Genomic DNA, 22,939 nt, shown 5'->3' with positions numbered 1-22,939 from the left:
TATTAGTAATTAATATACTCTGTAATTTCAAGGCCATACCCAATCATTCCCACTCGCTTGGTTTGTTGACTATTGGAAATCAACCTTATTTTATGAATGCCTAAATCGTGAAGAATTTGTGCACCTATTCCAAAGTCCTTTGTGTCCATTGGAATTCGAGGGGCTTTTACTACTTCTCCTTCAATTTGACTTTCTTTTAGGGTAGCTAATCGACTTAACAAGTTAAGGGCTTGCGTTTCTTGATCGATAAAAACTATGGCTCCTTTTCCTTCGGTATTAACTACCTGAAACATTTCATCTAATTGTTGTTCGGCATTGCTCGTGAGTGTACCTAAAATATCGTGATTTACTAAAGTTGCATTAACTCTCACTGGAACAGGCTCATTTTCTTTCCACTGACCTTTGGTTAACGCAATATGAATTTGATTATTGGTCGTTTGCTGATAGGCTCGTAAACGAAAACGTCCAAATTTTGTTTCAATAGTGAAATCTTCCTTTTTCTGAATCAAAGAATCATGCTCCATGCGATACGCCACCAAATCTTCAATAGAAACCAATTTTAAATCGAATTTTTTTGCTACTTCCACCAATTGAGGAAGGCGCGCCATGGTTCCGTCTTCATTCATTATTTCAACAATCACACCCGCGGGTTTTAACCCTGCTAAACGAGCAAAATCAATAGCAGCTTCCGTATGCCCCGTTCTACGTAACACACCACCTTCTTTCGCTTTTAGTGGAAAAATATGCCCAGGCCGACTTAAATCGTGAGGCTTGGTTTTAGAATCAATAAGTGCTTTTATGGTTTTTGCTCTATCTGAAGCCGAAATTCCGGTAGTAACACCATTTCCTTTGGCATCTACAGAAATCGTAAAAGCTGTCTCCATAGGGTCTGTATTATTCCCTACCATCATTTCTAAATGCAATTCTTTACAGCGTGATTCGGTAAGCGGCGTGCAGATAAGTCCACGACCGTGTTTGGCCATAAAATTAATCATTTCTGGAGAAACCATCTCGGCTGCAGCCACAAAGTCACCTTCATTTTCACGGTCTTGGTCATCCACAACAATAATGACCTTGCCATTTTTAATATCTTCGATAGCCTCTTCTATAGTATTGAGCTGAATCATGGTGCCGTTTTGTGTAGCAATCATTTTTTGAACGTTTTAGACCGCAAAGATACGGAAAGTATGGAAGTTATTTTGACTATTGAGAAGATGTAGTTTCTATTTAAGGATATCCTCGTCTGAAAAACCTTTGTTTTTCAATTCTCTAATAGCCGCCCTTCTTACATCTTCAGAATAATTATACTGCTTATAGTTCTTAATAATGTCTTTCAATTGCTCATTATTTCTTGAAAGGACAAGCGCCTTTTCTTGTTGTGTTAAAATGATTGGGATCTCATCTTGGTCTATTCTTTCTTTTTGCTTTCTTTTCAGAAATTTAAACCGCTGAAAAAAGGCATCCATATCAAAGACTCCTTGGTCTGTGGTAGCTCGATAAGTAAGCCAGACCCCAAGGGGAAGCATAATAAAAGTGCTTAACCAACTCGCCCAGAAAGGATGCATGGTACCATCTTCGGCACTGTTTTCGGTAAAAATACCAATGAAGTGATAGGTTAAAAATAGAATAATAGCCACTACCATAGGTAAGCCCATGCCTCCTTTTCTGATGATAGCGCCTAAAGGAGCACCTACAAAAAAGAGAATAATACAAGCAATCCCTAATACAAATTTTTTATGAAGGGCAATCTCATGTTTATTGAGAACTTTGGTGCGATTTTGATACTCTTTCTTTTTTCCTTCCAAAGTTTGAATAGTGCCTCTTGTGTTATCCAAAGCGGTTTCCAGTATTTTACTGCCCTGCGCTTTGTCAAAAGCGTCCAAAACTGCTGTGTAAGTAGTATCTTTTTCTTTTTTTCTGGATAGGGAATCTTTGGGCTTAGAAACTCCAGCCCTAAAGTTCATAGTTTCCGTAAAAAGTTTGATGTTGTCTGAGTATTCTTCAGAGATTTTATCAATTTCAGGAATCAATTCATTCACCTTGTACATATTGTGGTTATTGAAATTGTTTTCCTTATCTATATCTGCACTGTTAAATTCTGTAAGGTCAATGTTAAGCGTATATTCTTTAAAATAACTCTTTGCAAAAGGTTTGTTGGTTCTTTCCTTACTTCGGTTTGTAAGGGCTATATCTTCATAGTAATTACCGTCTTTCAGAATTAATGAAAGCGTATTGCTTCCTTCGGCACTGGCTAGTTCCCCTTCAGTTGCAATAATAACCGTAGTGTTTTCATTAGGACGACTACTGGTTTTTTTATGAATGACCACATCGCGTAAAAACTGACCTCTATCTCCACTTTTTTCGGCAACTTTAATATTGATATTATCACCAATACTACTGAATTGTCCCTCCACAATTGCCATAGACGGGCTTACTTGGGCGATGTTTCTCCGTAGGTTTTGCCATTTATATTCGGAATAGGGAATTACATTATTGGCAAAGAAAAAGGCAATAATGGCTAAAAGACCAATAAAAACCATGACACTTCGCATCGCTCTTTGTAATGATATCCCCGTGGATTTCATAGCCGCGAATTCGTACTTTTCGGCAAAGCTTCCAAATACCATAAGGGAAGTAACGAGAATGGTTAAGGGTAATACCAGTGGTACTAATCTTGGAGAAACAAACCAAAGAAACTTAAGAATAATCCAAACTTCTAAGTCTTTTCCAGCTAATTCTGAAATATATAGCCAGATGGTTTGTAGTACAAAAATAAACATTAAAATAATGAAGACGCTCGTAAACGTCTTCAAATATGTGGTCAATATGTACCGATCTAATATTTTCAAGAAAGGTTAATTCAGGTTATTGATGTAGTAGCCTTCTTTTTCGAATTTGGCTTTGTCAAAGGTAAAAAGTGTTTTTGACAAAGGCTCATTGGTTTTAAATGAATTAACGGTAAGGGTGTATTTTGTTCCGTTATCGTCTGTTTGGATTAATTTGTAAATATGTTTTGTTTGCACATCAATGCCCAATAGAATGTTTTTGATTTCGGCTTTAGAATCGATTGGTATCAATTTTACGTACTGTATTTTTCTTCCTTTTACGGTTTGAACGATATCCATTTTATAGGTATATCCTTTCTCATAAAAAGTAAGCATTTTTGAAGGGGTTATCTCTTTATCGTCTTGTGGGTTGTAATTTGAAATGGTTACTTCTTCATCTTCGGGAACGATAGAGTAGATTTTTTTTCCGTCGAACATGCGCGTTGCTCCCAACATATTTAAAAGGTATTTGTCCCCAGAAATGGTCACATCTCCGCGAGTTTCTTGATTTACTTTTTCTTTTTCGTTAGTAAGATTCCATTTAAAGTCGATAACAATGTTATCGTAGCTTTTCACTTTTGTTGAAACTTCATTAAGCAATTTTTTAGCGTCTTGAGCGTATGCCAAGTTGAAGCTAAAAAGGATTACAAATAGTATAGCTGCTTTCTTCATGTTACAAATTGTTGTTTTCGTTGTCTAAAAGTTGGTTTAATGCTTCAATGGTTGGAACGAGTACTTGTCTTGCTTTACTACCTTCAAAAGGACCTACAATACCAGCGGCTTCTAATTGGTCTATAATTCTGCCCGCACGATTGTAGCCTAATTTCAGTTTTCTTTGCAATAGCGAAGCGGAACCTTGCTGTGCCACCACCAAGACTTCTGCTGCTTCACGAAACAAACTATCTCGTTCATCAATGTCTATATCAAGAGTTGTGCCACCTTCTTCACCTACATATTCGGGTAATAAATGAGCATCTGGATATGCTTTTTGAGAGCCAATGTATTCTGTAATATCAGCTACTTCTGGGGTGTCCACAAAGGCACACTGAAGACGTGTTAAATCATTCCCTTGGGTATATAACATATCACCACGACCAATAAGCTGATCTGCACCAGAACTATCTAAAATAGTTCTAGAATCTATTTTACTCGTTACTCTAAAAGCAATACGAGCAGGGAAGTTAGCTTTAATAATTCCCGTTATCACATTAACCGATGGACGTTGTGTGGCAATAATTAAATGAATTCCAATGGCACGCGCTAACTGTGCCAAACGCGCTATAGGCGTTTCAACTTCTTTACCAGCGGTCATAATGAGGTCTGCAAACTCATCAATAACCAAAACAATGTAGGGGAGGAAACGGTGTCCTTCGTTTGGATTTAATTTTCTGGCTTTAAATTTTACATTGTACTCTTTTATATTGCGCACCATGGCATCCTTAAGCAAGTCGTAACGTGCATCCATCTCAATACATAGTGAATTTAAAGTATAAATTACTTTGGTTGTATCGGTAATGATAGCTTCATCTGTATCGGGAAGTTTTGCTAAATAATGTCTTTCAATCTTATTGAAGAGGGTTAACTCTACTTTTTTGGGATCAACCAATATAAATTTTACTTCTGCTGGATGTTTTTTGTAAAGCAAGGACGTAAGAATGGCGTTAAGTCCTACCGATTTCCCTTGCCCTGTCGCACCAGCCATAAGTAAGTGAGGCATTTTGGCTAGGTCTACCACAAAGGTTTCATTGCTAATAGTTTTACCCAAAGCAAGTGGAAGCTCCATTTCGGCATTTTGAAATTTTGGGGATGCAATCACAGACCGCATAGAAACCACTTTAGGGGTTTTGTTAGGTACTTCAATACCTATCGTTCCTCGTCCAGGAATAGGAGCGATGATGCGAATTCCCAATGCCGAAAGCGATAAAGCAATATCGTCTTCGAGGTTTTTAATCTTTGAAATACGAATACCCGCATCGGGGACAATTTCATATAAAGTCACTGTAGGTCCTACCGTAGCTTTGATGTTGGCAATGCCAATATTGTAGTTTTTAAGAGTGTCTACAATTCGGTTTTTATATTCTTCAAGCTCTTCTTGATTAATCGTAATTCCTTGTCCGCCGGTGTAATCTTTCAATAATTCAATAGACGGAAATTTAAAATTACTAAGCTCCAAGGTTGGATCAAACTCCCCAAAGTCTTCCACAAGTTTTTTGCTGAGGTTTTCTTCAACGGTTTCTTCCTCTTCTACCTGTTCAATTTCCATTTCAACATCATCTTCAGAGGGTTCTCTTTTAATTACATCGAGTGAAGCTGTTTCTTCTTTTTGAATTATTTCAGGTTCTGGAAGGATGTCTTCATTTTCATCAGAAGTATTATTTGAACTATCATTTATGGGAGTTTCTTGTGTAGTTTCAAGCGTATTATCTCCTTCTGAAATAAAATCTTCTGCGATTTGTTTTTTAGTCGATTTTAAGGAGGCTGCCACTTTTTCGGGCGTCATTTTAAGACGGACAACCAAATAAATAATTGCGAGGAAGGTCATTAACAAAATAGTTCCTGTTAAACCCATATAGTCTTGGAAGAGGTCATTTAGTTCATATCCAACAACTCCGCTCCAAAGTGACTCGCCTTTGGTAAAAAATCCAAAGAAAACTGAAAACCAAAGCATTAACAAAATACCCCAAAACCAGAATTTAAGTAACTGCTTCTTCGCATAATTGAAGAAATAATAGGCTCCAGTTAATGTTACTAGAAATGCAAAAATAAATGCAGCCACTCCTACGCCATTATAAACGAAGAAATGCCCTATGTTGCTACCAAATTTACTTAGCCAATTTTTTGCTTCAAGTTCGCGGTCCAATTCCCCAACAATACTTTGGTCTGATTGCCATGTAAAGAAATAAGATATAAAGGAAATAAGTAATGCCAACCCTAGCAAAAACAAGAAACTTCCTAGTAGTATTTGCTGTTGTTTGGAAAGCGTAAAAGAGATTTTTTTACGCGGGGTTTTATTTTTGGAAATGGTTTTGTTTTTCTTTTTAGCCATTTACGGTTGGGTTGACTTTAGGCAAAAATACAAATATAGAACGTGACATCGATAATAAAATTTTGGTTAGGGCTGTTATACTTTTGGAATATAAATAATACATCCTACTATAATGGCCGCCACGGCAGCAAAAAAAACAGCACCGGCAGCTACATCCTTTATATATCCTATTTTATTGTGGAAATCGGGATGTACAAAGTTGGCAATTTCTTCAGCGGCAGTATTTAATCCTTCAATGCTTAATACTAGTCCTATTGCAAGAGTTTGATAAATCCATTCGTTTGGGGAAATTTCATAATAAAAACCCGCAAAGGTCATTATCACGGCAACAAACGTTTGCACTTGGATACTTGCTTCATTTTTAAGTAACATCCAAGCGCCTTTAAGGGCATATTTAAAGCCTAAAATTCGTTTACCCAAAAAAGTGTTTCCCATTATTGTAAAGCTTTAAGTGCCGCATCATAATTAGGTTCTTGACCAATTTCAGGGACTAATTCATTGTAAATAACTTTTCCATTTTCATCTAATACAATAATAGATCGTGCAAGTAATCCTTCAAAGGCATTTTCAAGCATATTCACTCCATAATTATTTCCGAAACTTTGATCTCTATAGTCTGAGAGCATTTCTACATTTTCTAATCCTTGGACAGCACAAAACTCTTTTTGGGCAAAGGGAAGGTCTCTAGAGATACAAAGTACAACGGTGTTGTCAAGCGAACTGGCCTTCTCATTAAATTTTCTTACAGAAGTGGCACAAACCCCTGTGCCAACGCTTGGAAAGATATTCATAATTACTTTTTTACCACTATAGTCTTTTAACTTTTTTGAAGATAAATCTAGGGACGATAGTCTAAAATCTGGAGCTTTTGAGCCCACTTTGGGCAATTCTCCGCTGGTCTTTGTGGGCTTGCCACCAAAGGTTATTACTGCCATTGCGAATTATTTTGTGGTAGTTAATTGTCTAATTTTTATTCGGAAAGCGGCAAAAAGTAGCGTCATAAATGGACTTAACCAGTTAAAAATAGCATAGAAAAAGTACTCTGCCACACCTACGCCCAAGACACTACTTTGATATGCGCCACAAGTATTCCATGGAATCAATACAGAAGTAACGGTACCACTATCTTCTAATGTTCGCGATAAATTTTCAGGAGCTAATTCACGATCTTCAAAGGCTTTCTTAAACATTTTACCTGGAATAACAATGGCTAAATATTGATCACTTGCAATGGCATTAAGTCCTAAACAACTTATAACCGTACTCGCAAAAAGACCAAAAATAGAAGACGCCATTTTAAGTAATTCTCTTGTAATTCTTGCAAGAGCACCAATACCATCCATAATACCCCCAAAAACCATAGCACAAATAATTAATAATATGGTCCAAAGCATTCCTAACATTCCACCAGCCGAGAATAAATCGTTCAACTTTTCATTATCCGTTTCAATAGCCGTATCTGTAAAGATGGATTGTACAATGGTTCCTATTTTTGAATCAGAAATTTCCATCAAGACATCTCCCTGAAAAACGACTGCAACGATTGCGGCCGAGATTACACCAACGGATAGAGCAATTAGTGGCTTCGTTTTCATTACGATTAAGGCAATAACAATAGCAGGAACTATAAATAACCAAGGGGTAGTGTTAAATGTATGGTCAATTGTTCCAAGGAGACCAGAAATATCTGCATCACCAGTAACATCAACAGTAGCACTAATAATAGCAAAAACAATAATTGTGATTAAAATAGTAGGGACTGTTGTCAATGCCATATACCGAATATGGGTAAACAAATCGGTTCCTGCCATGGCTGGTGCTAAGTTAGTGGTATCACTTAAGGGTGACATTTTATCTCCAAAATAGGCGCCCGATATTACTGCCCCAGCAATCATCCCAGGGTTAATTCCTAAGGCAGAACCAATACCCACCAATGCAATTCCTACTGTTGCTGAAGTGGTCCAGGAACTTCCTGTAGCAACCGAGATAATGGCAGCAATTATCACAGATGCAGGAAGAAAAATCTCAGGACTAAGGACCTGAAGCCCGTAATATACCATTGCGGGGATTACGCCACTTATTAACCATGTACCCGCCAATGCTCCAACTAATAATAATATTAGTACGGGAATAAAAATGCTTTTCCAATTTTCCCAAACTTCAGCCAACATAAGACGTATAGATACCTTGTTATAAAATCCAACAATAGCGGCAACAGCACCTCCCATTAATAAAATGATTTGATTACTGTACTCGCCCAACCAATCACCATCTGCAAAGAAAATATTATAGGCTAGTAGTCCCATTAAAATCAACACCGGGATTAAAGCTTCCCAAATGTTTAGCTCTTTATTTTCAATTATTTTTTGGTTTTCTATTTCAATTTCGGAAAGGTTTTTGTCTTCTTTCATGTTGATATTTTATAATCATGTAATGTTACGATTTTGTGAAATGGTATGCAAATTTCAGTTTTTATAAAAAATGGGGTATTTACCCCTTTTGATAAATAACATTTTTCATTTATATTTAAATCCCAAAAGTTCAATTACTTACCCTGCTTTTAAAATAAATAACTATGAAAAAGTTACTCATTTTAGCAGGTTTTTTTATTACCGCACAGATTGCTTATTCACAAGTAGGAATAGGTACCACAAATCCAGATCCATCTTCATTGCTTGAAGTTTCTTCAACCGAAAAAGGAATTTTAATTCCACAGGTATCGCTAAGCGATGTTACAGACTCTGTTCTGGATGGCGTAAATACCGCCGCAACCGGATTGTTAATATTCAATACTAATGCAGGTACTACAGGAGGTAGTGGGATAGGATATTATTATTTTAATGGGACAATGTGGGAGCGCTTAACTACTTCCTCCGCAATAGGCGATGATGATTGGTACGAAGAGGGTACAACTACACCACCTAGCGATATTAATGATGACGTTTACACCCAAGGTAATGTGGCTATTGGGAAAACCACCGCTGATTATACATTGGACATTGCTTCGACCAATACGATTTCCTCACCATCTACAAGTTATACGATAAATAATTCGACCAATTTTAATGGTAACGGAAACTTTAGAGGAATACAGAATACGGTTAATGGGGTAGGAGATGGTATTACTACTGGAATATATAATAATTTAATTAATGAGGGTAGTGGTATTCATTATGGGAGCTATAACAATTTGGGAGGAAATGGAAATGGAACACATTACGGGGTGAGGAATACTTTAAGTGGTAATGGGTCTGGTGTTCATTATGGAGTTTATTCTACTTTATCAGGTTCAGGTACTGGAATACAAAGAGGAAGTTATACATCGATTACTAATACCGGTAATAGCGCTCATTATGGGGCATACCATACATTGTCAGGAACAGGTTTTGGTACTCATTATGGTGTTTATAATATTTTAGAAGGCAGTGGTACTGGTGTTCAATATGGGGTATTAAATTACTTTCTCAATTCGGGGGATAATACCCATTTGGGATTGCAAAACATGCTTTTAGGTTCAGGTGATGGGACTCATTATGGTCTTTATAATTACCTATCAGGAAGTGGTTCGGGAGATAAAATAGGCTTTTTTAATCAAATTTTCACCAATGCGGGAGGGGATCATTATGGGGTGTATTCTGAGGCTTTACGGGCTACTGGAAACACTTTCGCTGGATTTTTTGCAGGAAATGTTGCCGTTGGAACCGTGAGTCCTTTTGGTACAGGAACAGCAAACCATTATATTCTTCCGTCATCACGAGGGTCCAACGGTCAAGTTATGCAAACAGATGGATCTGGTAATATAAGTTGGATAGACCCTTCTTCCATAACTGGGGATTTATGGAATTTGGCCGGAAATGCTGGCACCGATGGAGGAACCAACGATTTTATAGGAACTACAGATGCTGTACCTCTTGCTTTTCGCACCAATAATGTAGACAGGGTACGTATCACTACAGGGGGTCAAATAGAAGTACTCAATACAAATAGTTCCGTTTTTTTAGGTGAAAACTCGGGACTAACTAATACGGGTTTAGGAAATGTGACATTAGGGACGAATGCTGGAGCCGCAACAACTACGGGAAATTATAATGTGATTATGGGTTATGAAGCTGGAAGGTTATTAACTTCAGATAGTAATAATACTTTTGTAGGTTCTTTTGCAGGATATAATACAGATACCGGGATTTTAAACACTTTTATAGGGAGTGGTGCTGGAGGAAGTAATACCTCTGGAAGCAATAATACTTTTTTAGGCATTAGCGCAGCTTCACAGAACGACGCAGGCAGTTTAAATGTGATTATTGGTAGAGCAACTGGTCTATATAATTATGACGGAAATAATAATGTTTATATAGGCTACGAAGCTGGAAGAGGAGCACTAGATCCTACAATGAATGCTTCTTTTAGCAATAATGTATATTTAGGACATCGGGCAGGTCGAGATGCTACTGGAAATAATAATGTTTTTTTAGGATATCAAGCTGGGTATTCTGAAACGGGAAGTAATAAACTTTTTATAGAAAATTCATCGTCAATTCTTCCCTTAATATATGGGGAATTTGATAATGATATCCTTCGTTTTGCTGGAACTACCTATATTGGTGGAAGCGCTGGTGCCAATCAAGATTTATATATAAGTAACCAGATGGTCGATTGGGATAACTCTAACTACTTTTTAGACCCAGAGGGAGCTAATCGAATAAATGAATTAGAGTTAGATGATGGTTCTGCTGCCGATCCATCCCTTTATTTTGATGGTGATAATACGACCGGTTTTTATAGCCCAGCTACAGATGAGACATCATATAGTATTAATAGTAGTGAGGTAATGCGAATTGATGCAAATGGGGCTTTGAGACTTTATGAAACAGATGATGCAAATGGAACAGTAGGTACTGGTGTGTTAGAAATTGCAAATGCATTACGAATCGATGGAAACGAAATAATTACTAATACAGGTTCCACTTTGCATTTAAATTATGACAATGATGGGGATATAATAATGGATACTACAACTTTTGTTTTGGATGCAAGTGTTAATAATATTGGGGTAGGTACATTAACTCCAAGTACCTCATTTCATGTCAATCATCCCACAGGTACAACCAATGGACTCTCTATTTCTAACGCAACGGATACAGATAGATGGCATTTTTACACTTTTTCTACAAATGACCTCTACTTATATTTTAATAATGCGGCTCGAGGAAGTTTTGATGACGTTTCAGGTAACTACACGGCCCTGTCCGATAGAAATATGAAAACAAATATTTCTGGAATTGAAACGGTTTTAGAGAAAGTCAAATTACTAGAAGTTGTGGATTATAATTTTATTAATCAAACAAGTCCTAAAAAATACCTTGGTTTTATTGCACAGGATGTAGAAAAAGTATTCCCACAGTTAGTAAAAAAGCCCTCTCATTTAAGTGTTGAAGAATCTCCCTATATGTTAGATTATTCAGGGTTTGGTACCATAGCCATTAAAGCAATACAAGAGCAACAAGAAATCATCGAGGCGCAAAAAGCTAAAATTGAAGCGCTTGAAAATGATATTGCCGAGATAAAAGCGCTGTTGAAACAATGATATTTAATGCCGTGATAGTTTTATCTCTGTTTATTTTTTGTAAACGATTATACCATTTTTTAAAAAAAATACTATTAATTTAAAAAAAACAGGTTTTTACCCCTATTTTACTAATTACTAATAAGTTATATTTACATCCCAAGTTTTATCATTGCCCCTGCTTTTCATTTAAAATAGTGATTATGAAAAGTTATATAATATTTATCTCGATTCTATTTCCTTTAAATCTTTTGATTGCCCAAGTTGGAATTGGCACAACAACACCAGACCCTTCCTCATTACTGGAAGTATCTGGAACAGATAAAGGAATTCTTATTCCTCAAGTATCTCTAAATGATGTAGCTAATACTATGATAGATGGTATTAATACTGCTGCAACGGGTTTATTAATCTATAATACAAATGCTGCAACAACTGGCGGTAGTGGAGTAGGCTATTACTACTTTAATGGAACTACTTGGGAGCGTATCACGACTTCTTCTACTCCAATAGGAGATAGTGATTGGTATGAAGAGAGTACAACAACAAGTCCCAACGATATTAATGACGATATATATACCTTAGGAAATGTAGCCATTGGAAAAAATACCGCAGATTGGTCACTAGATATAGAAGAAGATCAAGGAGGTAGAGGGATTTCGGTATTAATGAATGGGGCCAACAATGTAACAACCTATGGCTTACTTTCTGAAGTGACTAACAGCGCAGATGCCAGTATGGTAGGTCTTTTTGGAAGGGTTCTAGGTGGTGGAAATGGTGAGCATAGGGGAGTACATACATTATTGAATGGAGGTGGGACGGGAATTCACTATGGAGTTTTTAGTCAAATTCAAGGTGCCGGGAGTGGTGCACAATATGGGGCTGGAAATTATATTTCAAATTCTGGAAATGGTACTCATTATGGCAGTTATAGTTCATTAACTGGAGATGGCAGTGGTACTCATACAGGTTATTATGCCTCTATGACAGGCAATGGCAGTGGAGAGACGAGAGGGTTTGTAGCTTCTATAGGTGGGAATGCTACAGGAATACAAAGAGGGACCTATGTAAATATTGGAAATACAGGAGATGGCGATCATTTTGGCGGACTAAATATATTGGGGAGTGTTGGAAATGGTGGGCAATACGGGGTGTATAATTGGATAACAAATACAGGAAATGGAACCCATGCAGGTGTTTATAATCTTTTGTCTGGTACAGGCACAACTGTCCATTATGGAGTAAGAAGTGACCTTACTGGGGCAGGAGATGCTCCACAGGTTGGAAGTAGACATATAATTTCAAATACCGGAATAGGAGAACATTGGGGCGTTTATAGTTCATTAGGAGGTACTGGAGATGGAACTCAGTTTGGAGCTGAAAATATTATTAGCAATTCTGGAAATGGAAATCATTGGGGAACCGATAATACTTTCTCAGGAGCAGGTTCTGGTTATCATACTGGGATGATAAGTAGGTTTTCAAACGGAACTGGAAACTTAACGGGAGCGTGGACGGAGTTTTCGGGGTCAGTTGGAAATGGAAATCAAATAGGTGCTTTTAATAATTTTATTGCTGGGGGTAATGGGATTTTAGCTGGAGTTTATACAGGTATTCAAAGCTCAGCTATTGGGACAGGCACCCAGTATGGGATGTATTTTTCAAATGATAGTCCTGGAGGTGGTAGTCATTATGGGGTTTCAATTAGACTAACTGGAACAGGAGTTGGTATTCAGTATGGCGTTGAAAACATTATTAGCAATACTGGTTCTGGCTCCCATTGGGGTGCGCATAATACATTTTCAGGAACTGGCTCGGGATTACATACTGGTATGTATAGTAGTTTTACAGAAGGAACAGGAAACTTAACAGGCGCTTGGACCGAATTCTCAGGAAATGTTGGAAATGGAAATCAAATTGGAGCCTATAATGTATTCACCGCAGGGGGGAATGGTACATTAGCCGGAGGATTTACAATTATTAATAATACAGTAGCTGGTACAGGAGTACAATACGGTACGTATTCTTCAAATGCCAGTCCAGGAAATGGTATACATTATGGTGCCTATAACGAGCTCTCTGGCACGGGAACGGGACAACATAATGGTACTTATAATCTACTGAACGGAAATGGTTCAGGCACACATACAGGGTTCTATGCTTCTATGGTAGGTGATGGGAGTGGAGAAACTCGAGGATTTGTTGCTTCCATTGGAGGTAATGCAACGGGAGTTCAAAGGGGGTTTTATTCAAACATAGTCAATACAGGAGATGATAGGCATTATGGAAATATCAATGTTCTAAGCGGTACTGGAGTGGGAGTAAAATATGGAACATTTAATCAAATACAATCTTCAGCTGGAGGAACACATTATGGGGTTTTCTCCCAAGTTTTAAAGGCGGGGAGTTATGCTGGATATTTTAGCGGAAATGTTTATGTGTCTGGAGTATTTACTAACCCATCAGACAAAACATTGAAAGAACAAATAAAAGAAGCATCCCCTGTATTAGAACAACTTAATAAAATTTCGATAAAAAATTATTATTTCAAAAAGACAGAGGCTGAGATATATGGATTTCCAAAAGAACTCCAGATTGGATTTATAGCACAAGATTTTGAATCCATATTCCCTAATTTTGTTCAGACTGAAACCCTGCCAGAAATAAATGCGGATGGCTTAAGTACTTCAAATTCCAAAACTATAAAAAGTATCAATTATTTAGGAATGGTTCCTGTTTTGACAAAAGCCATCCAAGAGCAACAACAAATTATTGAAAATCAACAACAGGAAATTGTTGCGCTAAAAAAAGAGATGGAAGAGATTAAAGCACTTCTGAAACAGTAGTAGCATTTAAAACTCCCACTTTTATCATACAGGCTTTCATCATTTCATAGGTGCGTTCAATGTCGTTATCCAGTCCAATGGAAAAACGTATAAGGCCATCGCTTAGTCCCATTTCTTTTTGTTCTTCTTCAGGAATTTCTGAAGAGGTAGAGGTGCCAGGCGCGCTAAATAAGGTTTTATAGAAACCCAAACTCACAGCTAAGTATCCTAAGTTACGTTCCTGCATTAATTCCATCAATTCATTAGCTTTGTCAAGACTTCCAACATCTATAGTCATCATCCCTCCAAAACCGTATTCTGGATTCATCATTTTTTTGAAAAGTTCGTGCCCTGGATGTGATTTAAGCCCTGGATATACGGTTTTTAAGCCATCTGCTTCAAACTTTTGGGCAAGGTTAAGCGCATTATGGCTGTGTTGTTTCATACGTATATGAAGCGTACGCAAATTTTTCAGAATTGAGGCTGCTCGTAAACTATCCATGGCAGGCCCTAACAGCATATTAGCGCCGTCGTTTACATTTCGTAATTCATCTATAAATTCTTGTGTGCCGCAAGCTACACCGCCCATGGTATCGCTACTTCCGTTTATAAATTTGGTTAGACTATGTAGTACCACATCGGCTCCCAGTTTAGCAGGGGAAATGCTTAAGGGAGAAAAGGTGTTGTCGACCAACAATTTTAGTCCGTGTTTTTTAGCAATTTTTGAAATCTCTTCAATATCGGCTATTTCCAACAACGGATTACTCACACTTTCGCAATAGATAATTTTGGTTTTCGGAGTAATGGAAGCTTCCACTTCGTCCAACTTTGTAATATCCACAAAGGATGTTTCAATATTGAATTGCGGGGCAAAATTTTTCAGAAAAGCATAGGTTCCTCCGTAAATAGTTCGGCTTGCCACAATATGGTCACCCCCCTTACACAATTGCATAATCGCAGGAGTAATGGCACCCATACCACTGGCAGCTACATTGGCAGTTTCTGTTCCTTCCATAGCGGCTAATGCTTGCCCTAAATATAAATTTGAAGGGGTAGAATGTCTGGAGTACAAATAACATCCCTCAGCGTTGCCCTCGAAGGTGTCAAACATCGTTTTTGCCGAAAGGAAAGTGTAGGTAGATGAGTCTGAAATAGAAGGGTTAACACCTCCAAATTCTCCAAAATATTGTAAATCCTGAATGCGGTCTGCGGGTTTAAATGCCATGATTTTAATTTTATTATCTCCAAATGTAACAGGATTCAGATAATTAGTCAATGATATCAATCATATTTAGAATAATAATCTTAATAAATGTTAATTAATAGATTAAAAGTTTATATTTACTGTAATTATGTTATATAATTAGATAATTTTTCAGAATGAAATTAGACGCTATAGATAAAAACTTATTGAAGTTTCTTCAGGAGGATAGTAAACAAACCAATAAAGAGCTTTCGGTTAAATTAAATCTTTCGGTTACCGCCGTATACGAACGTATAAAAAAACTGGAGCGTGAAGGCATTATAAAAAAGTATGTTACACTTTTAAATCCCCAAAAAGTGGATTTAGATTTATTGGTCTTTTGTCAAATAAAACTGGTGCAACATGCTAAAGAATACTTAACCAAATTTGAAGAGGAAGTCACTCAATTGGAAGAAGTGTTAGAATGCTTCCACGTTAGTGGGGAGTACGACTATCTTTTAAAAGTGCTGGTGAGAGATATGGAGCATTTTCGAAATTTTATGGTGACCAAATTAACGACGCTACAACATATTGGAAGTACGCAAAGCTCCTTTGTAATTAATGAAGTAAAAAACAGTCCGCTTATTACTATTTAGAATGAAGGATAAACGATACCGCCTTACAGAATTTTTTCTACTTTTTGTTGTGTTTCCTGCCACGCTTCCGTTGGATTATGCCATTTGGGTAAAACTAATTCTTGGGGTTATTGGTTTTTTGTATGTTGTTTGGGTGTTGGTGCGTGTTGAGAAAATTGAATTATTCAATTCACTTAAATTACCATGGAGGCCCTTTTGGAAACGGATTTTAGTAATTTTTCCCGTGGTTGTGGGTCTAACGACATTGTATGTTTGGTTGTTTGCTCCCCAACACCTGTTTTTTGTACCGTTAGAAAATCAGTTATTGTTTTTATTCATTTTGTTTGTGTATAGTGTTTTTTCGGTGTGGCCGCAGGAAATATTGTATCGTACCTTTTTCTTTAAGCGATATGGTGATTTCTTTCAAAGTACGTACCTACTTATTTTTGTAAATGCCACCGTGTTTTGTTTGGCGCATCTATTCTTTAGAAATACTCTTGTGCTGGTGCTCACATTTATAGGCGGAATAGTATTCGGATTAACCTATTTAAAATTTAAATCTACAACCTTAGTGACTATAGAACATGCTATTTATGGTAATTGGTTATTTACGGTTGGGATGGGTCAAATGTTAGGATTTCCAGGGATAGAAAATTAACCCTTCCTTAATTGTCTTTTGAAATAGAGTATCGTAACTTTGCACTTCAAAATTTAAAATCAGTTTTATGAGCACTTACGATGTTGCCATTATTGGTTCAGGCCCTGGAGGCTATGTTGCGGCTATTCGCTGCGCCCAATTAGGGATGAAAACCGCTATTATAGAAAAATATAATTCTTTAGGAGGTACCTGTTTAAATGTGGGTTGTATTCCTAGTAAAGCATTATTAGATTCATCTCATCATTACGAGGATGCTGTAAAACATTTTGAAGACCACGGGATTGAAATTCCTAGTGATATTAAAATCAATTTCAAGAAAATGATTGAGCGCAAAGCTTCAGTCGTGGACCAAACCGTAAAAGGGATTGATTTCTTAATGAATAAGAATAAAATCGATGTCTTTACAGGACTAGGATCTTTTAAAGATGCTACGCATATCGACATTGCTTCGGAAGGAAAAACACAAACCATTGAAGCCAAGAAAATTATCATTGCAACAGGAAGTAAGCCTTCGACGCTTCCGTTTATAAAGATTGATAAAGAACGAGTCATTACTTCTACCGAAGCGTTAAGCCTATCAGAAATTCCTAAACACATGATTGTCATTGGTGGAGGTGTCATTGGTTTAGAACTTGGACAAGTATATCGTCGTCTGGGTGCTGAAGTTTCTGTGGTGGAATATATGGATAGAATTATCCCAACCATGGATAGTGCTCAAAGTAAAGAATTAATGAAAGTGATGAAGAAACAGGGCGTAAAATTCTATGTTTCGCATAAAGTTTCAGCCGTTGATCGAAAAGGAAAGGAGGTAACTGTGACTGCTACGGATAAAAAGGGAGAGGAAGTCACTTTTACTGGGGATTACTGCTTGGTTTCTGTAGGGCGTCGTCCCTATACCGACGGATTAAAATTGGAAAGTGCAGGTGTTAAAGCCAATGAACGCGGACAAGTAGACGTAAACGACCATCTACAAACCAATGTCTCAAATATTTACGCCATTGGTGATGTGATACGTGGTGCGATGCTAGCGCATAAAGCCGAAGAAGAAGGAACCTTGGTTGCCGAAATTTTAGCAGGACAAAAACCACATATTAACTATAATTTAATTCCAGGAGTAGTATATACTTGGCCTGAAGTGGCTTCTGTAGGAAAAACAGAGGAACAACTTAAGGAGGAAGGTGTTGATTATAAAGTAGGGCAATTCCCAATGCGTGCGTTAGGACGTAGTCGAGCTAGTGGTGATACCGACGGATTTGTAAAAATACTCGCCGATGCTAAAACCGATGAGGTTTTAGGGGTACATATGGTAGGTGCTCGTGTAGCCGACTTAATTGCTGAAGCCGTGACCGCTATGGAATTTAGAGCCAGTGCTGAAGATATCGCTCGAATGAGTCATGCGCACCCAACCTATGCGGAAGCTGTAAAAGAAGCCGCGCTGGATGCCACCGATAAAAGAGCATTGCATTTTTAATTTATAAAAACGCCACATAGTAAAAACCATCCAATTTTGGATGGTTTTTTTGTTCTATCAATTTTTTGAGGTGGGAATTGATAAACATTCTTTTGCAATCAAGGTTTATCAAGGTAAATTTTGGGAGGTATTTTAAAAGTCAACTGCGGTAAACATAAATTCAAGGTTCACAGGAACTTTTGCTGTGGATCCATTATCATTTGAACCAATAATTACCCTAAAACCATTATTAGTTTGGTTTGAATAATATATTCCTATACTATCGTCAGTTCCACAACTGCTACAATCTGATGCAGAAACTTGAATTAAATAGTGCGAAGTTGATCTTGCAGAATCAAATGTAATTTGATAAACACCAGTACTTATATTACTTACGGTTGCACCAGTAATTTTGGGAGATGTTCCATTTGCATTGATTTTTCCCGCAGCAAAGGTAACAGGTCCTGTAGGTGTGTTGCTTAGGTTTCCATTAGTATCACTGTAAACAGCACCAGCTTGCAGACCTCTAACTCTCGCATTTCCATTAACATCTAATAATTGAGATGGGGTAGTTGTTCCAATACCAACATTACCAGTGCTTCTCACAACAATTCTCTCAATTTGACTAGTCGAGCCTTGAGGAGTTGTATTAATTACAAACTTTGATGGAACACTCCCTGGGGTAGCTATACCATCCATAAAAAAACGAAAACCTCCATTTTCTCTAATATTTGTACCATCGTGGGTTTTTACAATAAATGAACCAATTTCACCATTTGCAGCTAATACAGTAGGCGCCTCTAATGTCCCTCCAGTATTATATAATATAAAGTTTGGTGGATTAGTATTTGCACTTGTAATTTGAAAGTCATTATCTCCGGGGCCTCTAAATTCAAATCGTTCAACGGGGTCATCAGTTCCAAAGCCAATTCTGCCATCATCTGTAATCACCATGTCCGTTCCTAACAATCTTGCTTGAGTAGCATAAATATAAGGATCTCCGCTTACATTAACACCATCTTTCCACTCTTCTGCCCCAATACTTATCCATTTGTTTTGAGGGTCACTCCAGTAATAGAACCCAATGTCATTAGTGCCAAATGCTGAGGTTAAAAAAACCATCATTCCATTTTGATCTGCATTAGGGTTTATAATTGGGAAGGAATTAACTCTAGGGATTAAAATTCCATCACTATTAGATGGTAGGGATGGGTTAGAAGCTGAAATATCTAACATGCTTTTTGGATTGGTGTTTCCAATTCCAACTTGTGACATTGTGGGAGCTGATACAAAAAACATTAAGGTTAAGATAGCAAAAGTCGTTTTCATCATTTCAATAGGGATAAAGGGGGTTATCTGAGTCAAATGTAAAACAAGTCTTACAGGAGGCAAGTTGTCATAGTTTTCTTTTCGTTAAAGAGGGGATTAACTACGATGAAATGAAATCTTTAATTATTTATACTACAGGAGGTGTAGGAATGACTCGATTTTATCAATAGAAGGTTTATTTTATCATTAAAACAAAAAGCCATCCCTTTAAGGATGGCTTTTTTGTCTTATCAATTTAATGTCGGGGGAATTGATAAAACTTCTTATTCTATCACAGTCACCTTCCAGCTTTTACTCACGGGATCTATGAGACTTGTCGAGATATTTGATAATCGAACCCTTACTGTATTGGCTGCGCTTACATAACAACTCCATTTTAAACTAGTTTCAATAGAGCCTAAGGGGGCGCAGTTACAAGAGCTTCCTAAAGTAGCTCCAGGAACAGAAACGGTTAACTCATCGGTCACTCCATTTACAATTAAAGGGAAATCAAGTGTTGCCGTATTTGTTAATCCTTTTAATAAAATTTGTCTCGTACTATTTGGAGTAAAATACAAATGCGTACCATCAAATTCTAGTGCACCAGTTTCTGGTGTACTTAAATTTGTTCCTGCATTAAACTTCATGGGTGCAGATCCTGCTGCGGTAGTACCTGCTTTTATTTGAAGAAATGCATTAGGGTTATCTGTTCCAATTCCTAAGCTGCCATTTTCACGAAGTACCATTTCATTACCACTATCATCTTCCGAATCATCTCCAGATTTAGTAACCGAAAAGACATATTTTGTTGGCAGGCTTCCGCTACTATGATTACCATCTGCCACAGCATTTAGAGTTACAACTACACCAGATTTTCCTGATCCAGTCCAAACTTTTCCAGCAAGACCATTAACAGGATTGTTATTATTTAGGAATGCTGGGGAATTAAAAGTTCCATTGGTAGTATAAAAAATTATATTGGGTGCATTAGGAGGGTTAGAACTAGAAACTTGAATATCATTATCCCCTTCAAATTTAATTTCTAAGCTTTCTTCCGGGGTGTCCGTCCCCATACCAATTCTACCATTGTCGTATATCACCACTGGAACTCCATGAGAATTCGCTTGTGTTGCATAGGATAAATTATCTAAGCCGCCATTATAACTATCCGCCCATTCATCGCCATAGGGAATCCATTTTGAAACCGAATTATCCCAATAATGAAGCCCTTTTTTAAAATTTCCATCTGGGGTGTTTAAAAATGCTAACATTCCATCCTGGTCCGCCGTGGGATTCGTTGAAGGTAGTTTTGAGATTTTTGGGATTAATACACCATCTGTATACGACGGACTCGAAGGATTCGAAGCACTAATATCAAAAATGCTTTTTGGGTTTGGGCTATTAATTCCTACTTGTGCAGTTGTATTTACTGTTACAAACAATACGAGAAGTAGGACTAAAAAAGTAACTTTTTTCATGACTTTATTGGTTTTAAACTTCACGTTTTGCTTATTCAATTACTGTAACTTTCCAGCTTTTATTGGCTGGGTTTATCGATGCAGTTGAAACATTGGTTAATCTAATTCTCACCGTATTCGAGCTACTTACATAACAACTCCATTGAAGATTTGCTTCTATAGAACCGTTTGGTGCACAATTACAAGTGCTCCCAACCGTTGCTCCAGAAACCGTCATGGTTAACTCAGCTGTTCCTCTCGATACAATGTTTGGGAAATCTAAATTTCCTGTGTTAGTTAACCCTTTTAATAATATTTTTCTCGATGTACTGGGTGTAAAGTATAAATGTGTTCCATCATACTCCACCGCCCCTGCTTCGGTAGAAGATAAATTACTTCCAGATGTTAGTTTTAATGGAGCAGAATTTGCGGTTGATGTTCCAGCTTTTATCTCAAGCACCGCGGTAGGATTTACAACACCAATCCCTACATTACCTGTACTTCTTATAACCATTTCTGAGTCACCTACCGAAGTATTTCCCGAAGGGGTTACATTAAATTCAATTTTGGTAGGATAGCTTCCAGCAGAGTGATTTCCATCAGTTTCAAACTCAATATTAGCCGCATCGCCAGACTTTCCAGAACCAGTCCATACTTTTCCAGTAAAATAACCAATATCGTCTCCATCAACTAAAAAGTCGGGGGTTTCAAAAGTTCCATTAGTTGTATAATATACCAATTGTGGAGCATCTGGGGGGGATGCGCTGGAAAGTTGTATATCATTATCTCCAGGTAATTTAATATGAAGGCTTTCTTCCAGATTATTTACACCCATTCCAATTTGACCCGAATCTAAAATAACCACATCTACACCACCATCGGCTGCTTGTTGGGCATAAATTAAATTGTCGTCATAATCACCTCTGGATTGAGCGACAAAACCATCGGTCCATTCTCCATTATAAGCAATCCATTTTTTTGGGGTGTTATCCCAATAATGAAATCCTTTTTTATAAGTTCCAGTAGCTGTGGTTAGAAATACAAGCATACCGTCTTGGTCTGCTCCAGGGTTCACTGCAGGGAATGTATTAATCCTTGGGATTAAAATTCCATCTGTGTACGAGGGCGTTGTTGCATTAGAGGCAGGAATATCGAGCATACTTTTGGGGGCCGAAGTTCCTATTCCAACTTGTGCATTCGCGGGGGCAATTGCACATATTAAAAGTGCAAAGATTGCATAAGTAGTTTTCATCATTTCAAACGATAATTTGGGGTTATCTGGGTCAAATGTACTAAAGACTTACAATCAACAAGTTAGAAAACTTATATATTCGTTGTTATGATATTAAAACTCGATGAAATGCACTTTTTTAATTGTATTTTCCTACAAATCATAACGTAGGAATTGTAGGAAGTACAAAAAATTGACCTTTGAAATAATTCAATATCTTTACAAAATGAAAAAAATAATTGCTTTTGCAGGAAGTAATAGTAGTACATCTATTAACCATAAATTAATCCTCTCTGTTTCAGAAAAAATTAATAATAAAGTCGAAGTTATTAAATTAACAACTTACCCATTACCTATGTTTGGAGAGGATATTGAAAGAAAAGATGGGTATTCTGAAACTCTAAAAAACTTACTTTCTATCATAAATAAAGCCGATGCACTTTTAATCTCTGTGAATGAACACAACGGAACTGTGTCTGCGTTTTTCAAAAACGTTTTGGATTGGCTTTCACGAATTGAATATAAATTTCTCGAAAAAAAAAATGTTTTTTTAATGAGTACCTCCAACGGAAGACGTGGAGCGCTATCCTCTCAAGAATACACAGCAGGAGTTTTACCCAGATTTGGTGCTGGAGAGATTACTCGATTTACACTACCATCCTTTTCAGAAAATTTTAAAGAAGGTAAAATTACCAATACAGAGTTAAACTCAGAATTAGAATTAAAACTCTCACAATTTGAAGCTAGCTTATAAATAC

The 22,939-nt window shown here is 37.2% G+C and carries 17 protein-coding genes; 6 read left to right on the top strand and 11 right to left on the bottom strand.

The window, feature by feature from the left end:
- Window positions 1-2: 2 nt before the first annotated feature.
- The 7 genes from ribB to nhaC all read right to left on the bottom strand — a co-directional run bounded on the left by ribB (window position 3) and on the right by nhaC (window position 8,282).
- Window positions 3-1,151, bottom strand: a complete 1,149-nt coding sequence (ribB, locus tag KXJ69_RS06810) for a 3,4-dihydroxy-2-butanone-4-phosphate synthase (protein WP_219052238.1) — start codon at window positions 1,149-1,151, stop codon at window positions 3-5.
- A 72-nt stretch (window positions 1,152-1,223) separates the two neighbouring features.
- A complete protein-coding gene (locus tag KXJ69_RS06805; protein ID WP_373422835.1) occupies window positions 1,224-2,780 on the bottom strand; it encodes an LptF/LptG family permease in 1,557 nt (518 codons plus the stop codon).
- Between the two features lie 75 nt (window positions 2,781-2,855).
- Window positions 2,856-3,497, bottom strand: a complete 642-nt coding sequence (lolA1, locus tag KXJ69_RS06800; RefSeq protein WP_219052234.1) for an outer membrane lipoprotein periplasmic chaperone LolA1 — start codon at window positions 3,495-3,497, stop codon at window positions 2,856-2,858.
- Between the two features lies 1 nt (window position 3,498).
- A complete protein-coding gene (locus KXJ69_RS06795) occupies window positions 3,499-5,871 on the bottom strand; it encodes an FtsK/SpoIIIE family DNA translocase (RefSeq protein ID WP_219052232.1) in 2,373 nt (790 codons plus the stop codon).
- A 75-nt stretch (window positions 5,872-5,946) separates the two neighbouring features.
- Window positions 5,947-6,306, bottom strand: a complete 360-nt coding sequence (locus KXJ69_RS06790) for a diacylglycerol kinase family protein (protein WP_219052230.1) — start codon at window positions 6,304-6,306, stop codon at window positions 5,947-5,949.
- The gene (tpx, locus tag KXJ69_RS06785) at window positions 6,306-6,806 is read right to left on the bottom strand and encodes a thiol peroxidase (RefSeq protein ID WP_219052228.1); all 501 of its coding nucleotides are present in this window, start codon (window positions 6,804-6,806) and stop codon (window positions 6,306-6,308) included. The genes KXJ69_RS06790 and tpx overlap by 1 nt, the downstream gene beginning before the upstream one ends.
- Window positions 6,807-6,812: 6 nt before the next feature.
- Window positions 6,813-8,282 (bottom strand): Na+/H+ antiporter NhaC, encoded by a 1,470-nt coding sequence (gene nhaC / locus KXJ69_RS06780; RefSeq protein WP_219052226.1) that lies wholly within the window; start codon window positions 8,280-8,282, stop codon window positions 6,813-6,815.
- Window positions 8,283-8,446: 164 nt separating this feature from the next.
- Here nhaC and KXJ69_RS06775 point away from each other — a divergent pair, with 164 nt between their 5' ends.
- Window positions 8,447-11,455, top strand: coding sequence for a tail fiber domain-containing protein (locus tag KXJ69_RS06775; protein ID WP_219052224.1), 3,009 nt, complete (start codon window positions 8,447-8,449; stop codon window positions 11,453-11,455).
- 182 nt (window positions 11,456-11,637) lie between these two features.
- Window positions 11,638-14,280: a tail fiber domain-containing protein gene (locus KXJ69_RS06770; RefSeq protein ID WP_219052223.1), complete on the top strand. Its 2,643-nt coding sequence runs from the start codon at window positions 11,638-11,640 to the stop codon at window positions 14,278-14,280.
- On the opposite strand, the gene KXJ69_RS06765 is transcribed toward KXJ69_RS06770, so the two are convergent.
- Window positions 14,258-15,484 carry an aminotransferase class I/II-fold pyridoxal phosphate-dependent enzyme gene (locus KXJ69_RS06765; RefSeq protein ID WP_219052222.1) on the bottom strand — a complete coding sequence of 409 codons (1,227 nt, stop codon included), beginning with the start codon at window positions 15,482-15,484 and terminating at the stop codon, window positions 14,258-14,260. The two genes, KXJ69_RS06770 and KXJ69_RS06765, sit on opposite strands and share 23 nt — an antisense overlap.
- Window positions 15,485-15,639: 155 nt before the next feature.
- Here KXJ69_RS06765 and KXJ69_RS06760 point away from each other — a divergent pair, with 155 nt between their 5' ends.
- The 3 genes from KXJ69_RS06760 to lpdA all read left to right on the top strand — a co-directional run bounded on the left by KXJ69_RS06760 (window position 15,640) and on the right by lpdA (window position 18,206).
- Complete coding sequence (locus tag KXJ69_RS06760) at window positions 15,640-16,098, top strand: Lrp/AsnC family transcriptional regulator (RefSeq protein WP_219052220.1); 459 nt, start codon at window positions 15,640-15,642, stop codon at window positions 16,096-16,098.
- 1 nt (window position 16,099) lies between these two features.
- A complete protein-coding gene (locus KXJ69_RS06755; RefSeq protein ID WP_219052218.1) occupies window positions 16,100-16,735 on the top strand; it encodes a CPBP family intramembrane glutamic endopeptidase in 636 nt (211 codons plus the stop codon).
- A 67-nt stretch (window positions 16,736-16,802) separates the two neighbouring features.
- The gene (gene lpdA, locus KXJ69_RS06750) at window positions 16,803-18,206 is read left to right on the top strand and encodes a dihydrolipoyl dehydrogenase (RefSeq protein WP_219052215.1); all 1,404 of its coding nucleotides are present in this window, start codon (window positions 16,803-16,805) and stop codon (window positions 18,204-18,206) included.
- Between the two features lie 132 nt (window positions 18,207-18,338).
- On the opposite strand, the gene KXJ69_RS06745 is transcribed toward lpdA, so the two are convergent.
- From KXJ69_RS06745 to KXJ69_RS06735, 3 genes are all read right to left on the bottom strand, one after another.
- On the bottom strand, window positions 18,339-19,550 hold the full coding sequence (locus KXJ69_RS06745; protein WP_219052213.1) for a phage tail-like protein: 1,212 nt from the start codon (window positions 19,548-19,550) through the stop codon (window positions 18,339-18,341).
- A 227-nt stretch (window positions 19,551-19,777) separates the two neighbouring features.
- On the bottom strand, window positions 19,778-20,971 hold the full coding sequence (locus KXJ69_RS06740) for a phage tail-like protein (protein ID WP_219052212.1): 1,194 nt from the start codon (window positions 20,969-20,971) through the stop codon (window positions 19,778-19,780).
- A 31-nt stretch (window positions 20,972-21,002) separates the two neighbouring features.
- Complete coding sequence (locus KXJ69_RS06735) at window positions 21,003-22,205, bottom strand: phage tail-like protein (protein WP_219052210.1); 1,203 nt, start codon at window positions 22,203-22,205, stop codon at window positions 21,003-21,005.
- A gap of 202 nt (window positions 22,206-22,407) precedes the next feature.
- Here KXJ69_RS06735 and KXJ69_RS06730 point away from each other — a divergent pair, with 202 nt between their 5' ends.
- On the top strand, window positions 22,408-22,935 hold the full coding sequence (locus KXJ69_RS06730; RefSeq protein ID WP_219052209.1) for an NADPH-dependent FMN reductase: 528 nt from the start codon (window positions 22,408-22,410) through the stop codon (window positions 22,933-22,935).
- Window positions 22,936-22,939: the final 4 nt, after the last annotated feature.

This window comes from Halomarinibacterium sedimenti (genome assembly GCF_019312585.1).
In the GTDB taxonomy this organism is placed as follows: domain Bacteria; phylum Bacteroidota; class Bacteroidia; order Flavobacteriales; family Flavobacteriaceae; genus Halomarinibacterium; species Halomarinibacterium sedimenti.
Note: the sequence above shows the minus strand (reverse complement) of the source record. Positions and strands in the feature narration are given on the sequence as shown.

Coding starts and splice junctions, on each gene's coding strand:
- ribB (WP_219052238.1), bottom strand. CDS start 1,151: ATGATTGCTACACAAAACGGCACCATGATTCAGCTCAATACTATAGAA.
- KXJ69_RS06805 (WP_373422835.1), bottom strand. CDS start 2,780: ATGTTTATTTTTGTACTACAAACCATCTGGCTATATATTTCAGAATTA.
- lolA1 (WP_219052234.1), bottom strand. CDS start 3,497: ATGAAGAAAGCAGCTATACTATTTGTAATCCTTTTTAGCTTCAACTTG.
- KXJ69_RS06795 (WP_219052232.1), bottom strand. CDS start 5,871: ATGGCTAAAAAGAAAAACAAAACCATTTCCAAAAATAAAACCCCGCGT.
- KXJ69_RS06790 (WP_219052230.1), bottom strand. CDS start 6,306: ATGGGAAACACTTTTTTGGGTAAACGAATTTTAGGCTTTAAATATGCC.
- tpx (WP_219052228.1), bottom strand. CDS start 6,806: ATGGCAGTAATAACCTTTGGTGGCAAGCCCACAAAGACCAGCGGAGAA.
- nhaC (WP_219052226.1), bottom strand. CDS start 8,282: ATGAAAGAAGACAAAAACCTTTCCGAAATTGAAATAGAAAACCAAAAA.
- KXJ69_RS06775 (WP_219052224.1), top strand. CDS start 8,447: ATGAAAAAGTTACTCATTTTAGCAGGTTTTTTTATTACCGCACAGATT.
- KXJ69_RS06770 (WP_219052223.1), top strand. CDS start 11,638: ATGAAAAGTTATATAATATTTATCTCGATTCTATTTCCTTTAAATCTT.
- KXJ69_RS06765 (WP_219052222.1), bottom strand. CDS start 15,484: ATGGCATTTAAACCCGCAGACCGCATTCAGGATTTACAATATTTTGGA.
- KXJ69_RS06760 (WP_219052220.1), top strand. CDS start 15,640: ATGAAATTAGACGCTATAGATAAAAACTTATTGAAGTTTCTTCAGGAG.
- KXJ69_RS06755 (WP_219052218.1), top strand. CDS start 16,100: ATGAAGGATAAACGATACCGCCTTACAGAATTTTTTCTACTTTTTGTT.
- lpdA (WP_219052215.1), top strand. CDS start 16,803: ATGAGCACTTACGATGTTGCCATTATTGGTTCAGGCCCTGGAGGCTAT.
- KXJ69_RS06740 (WP_219052212.1), bottom strand. CDS start 20,971: ATGAAAAAAGTTACTTTTTTAGTCCTACTTCTCGTATTGTTTGTAACA.
- KXJ69_RS06735 (WP_219052210.1), bottom strand. CDS start 22,205: ATGATGAAAACTACTTATGCAATCTTTGCACTTTTAATATGTGCAATT.
- KXJ69_RS06730 (WP_219052209.1), top strand. CDS start 22,408: ATGAAAAAAATAATTGCTTTTGCAGGAAGTAATAGTAGTACATCTATT.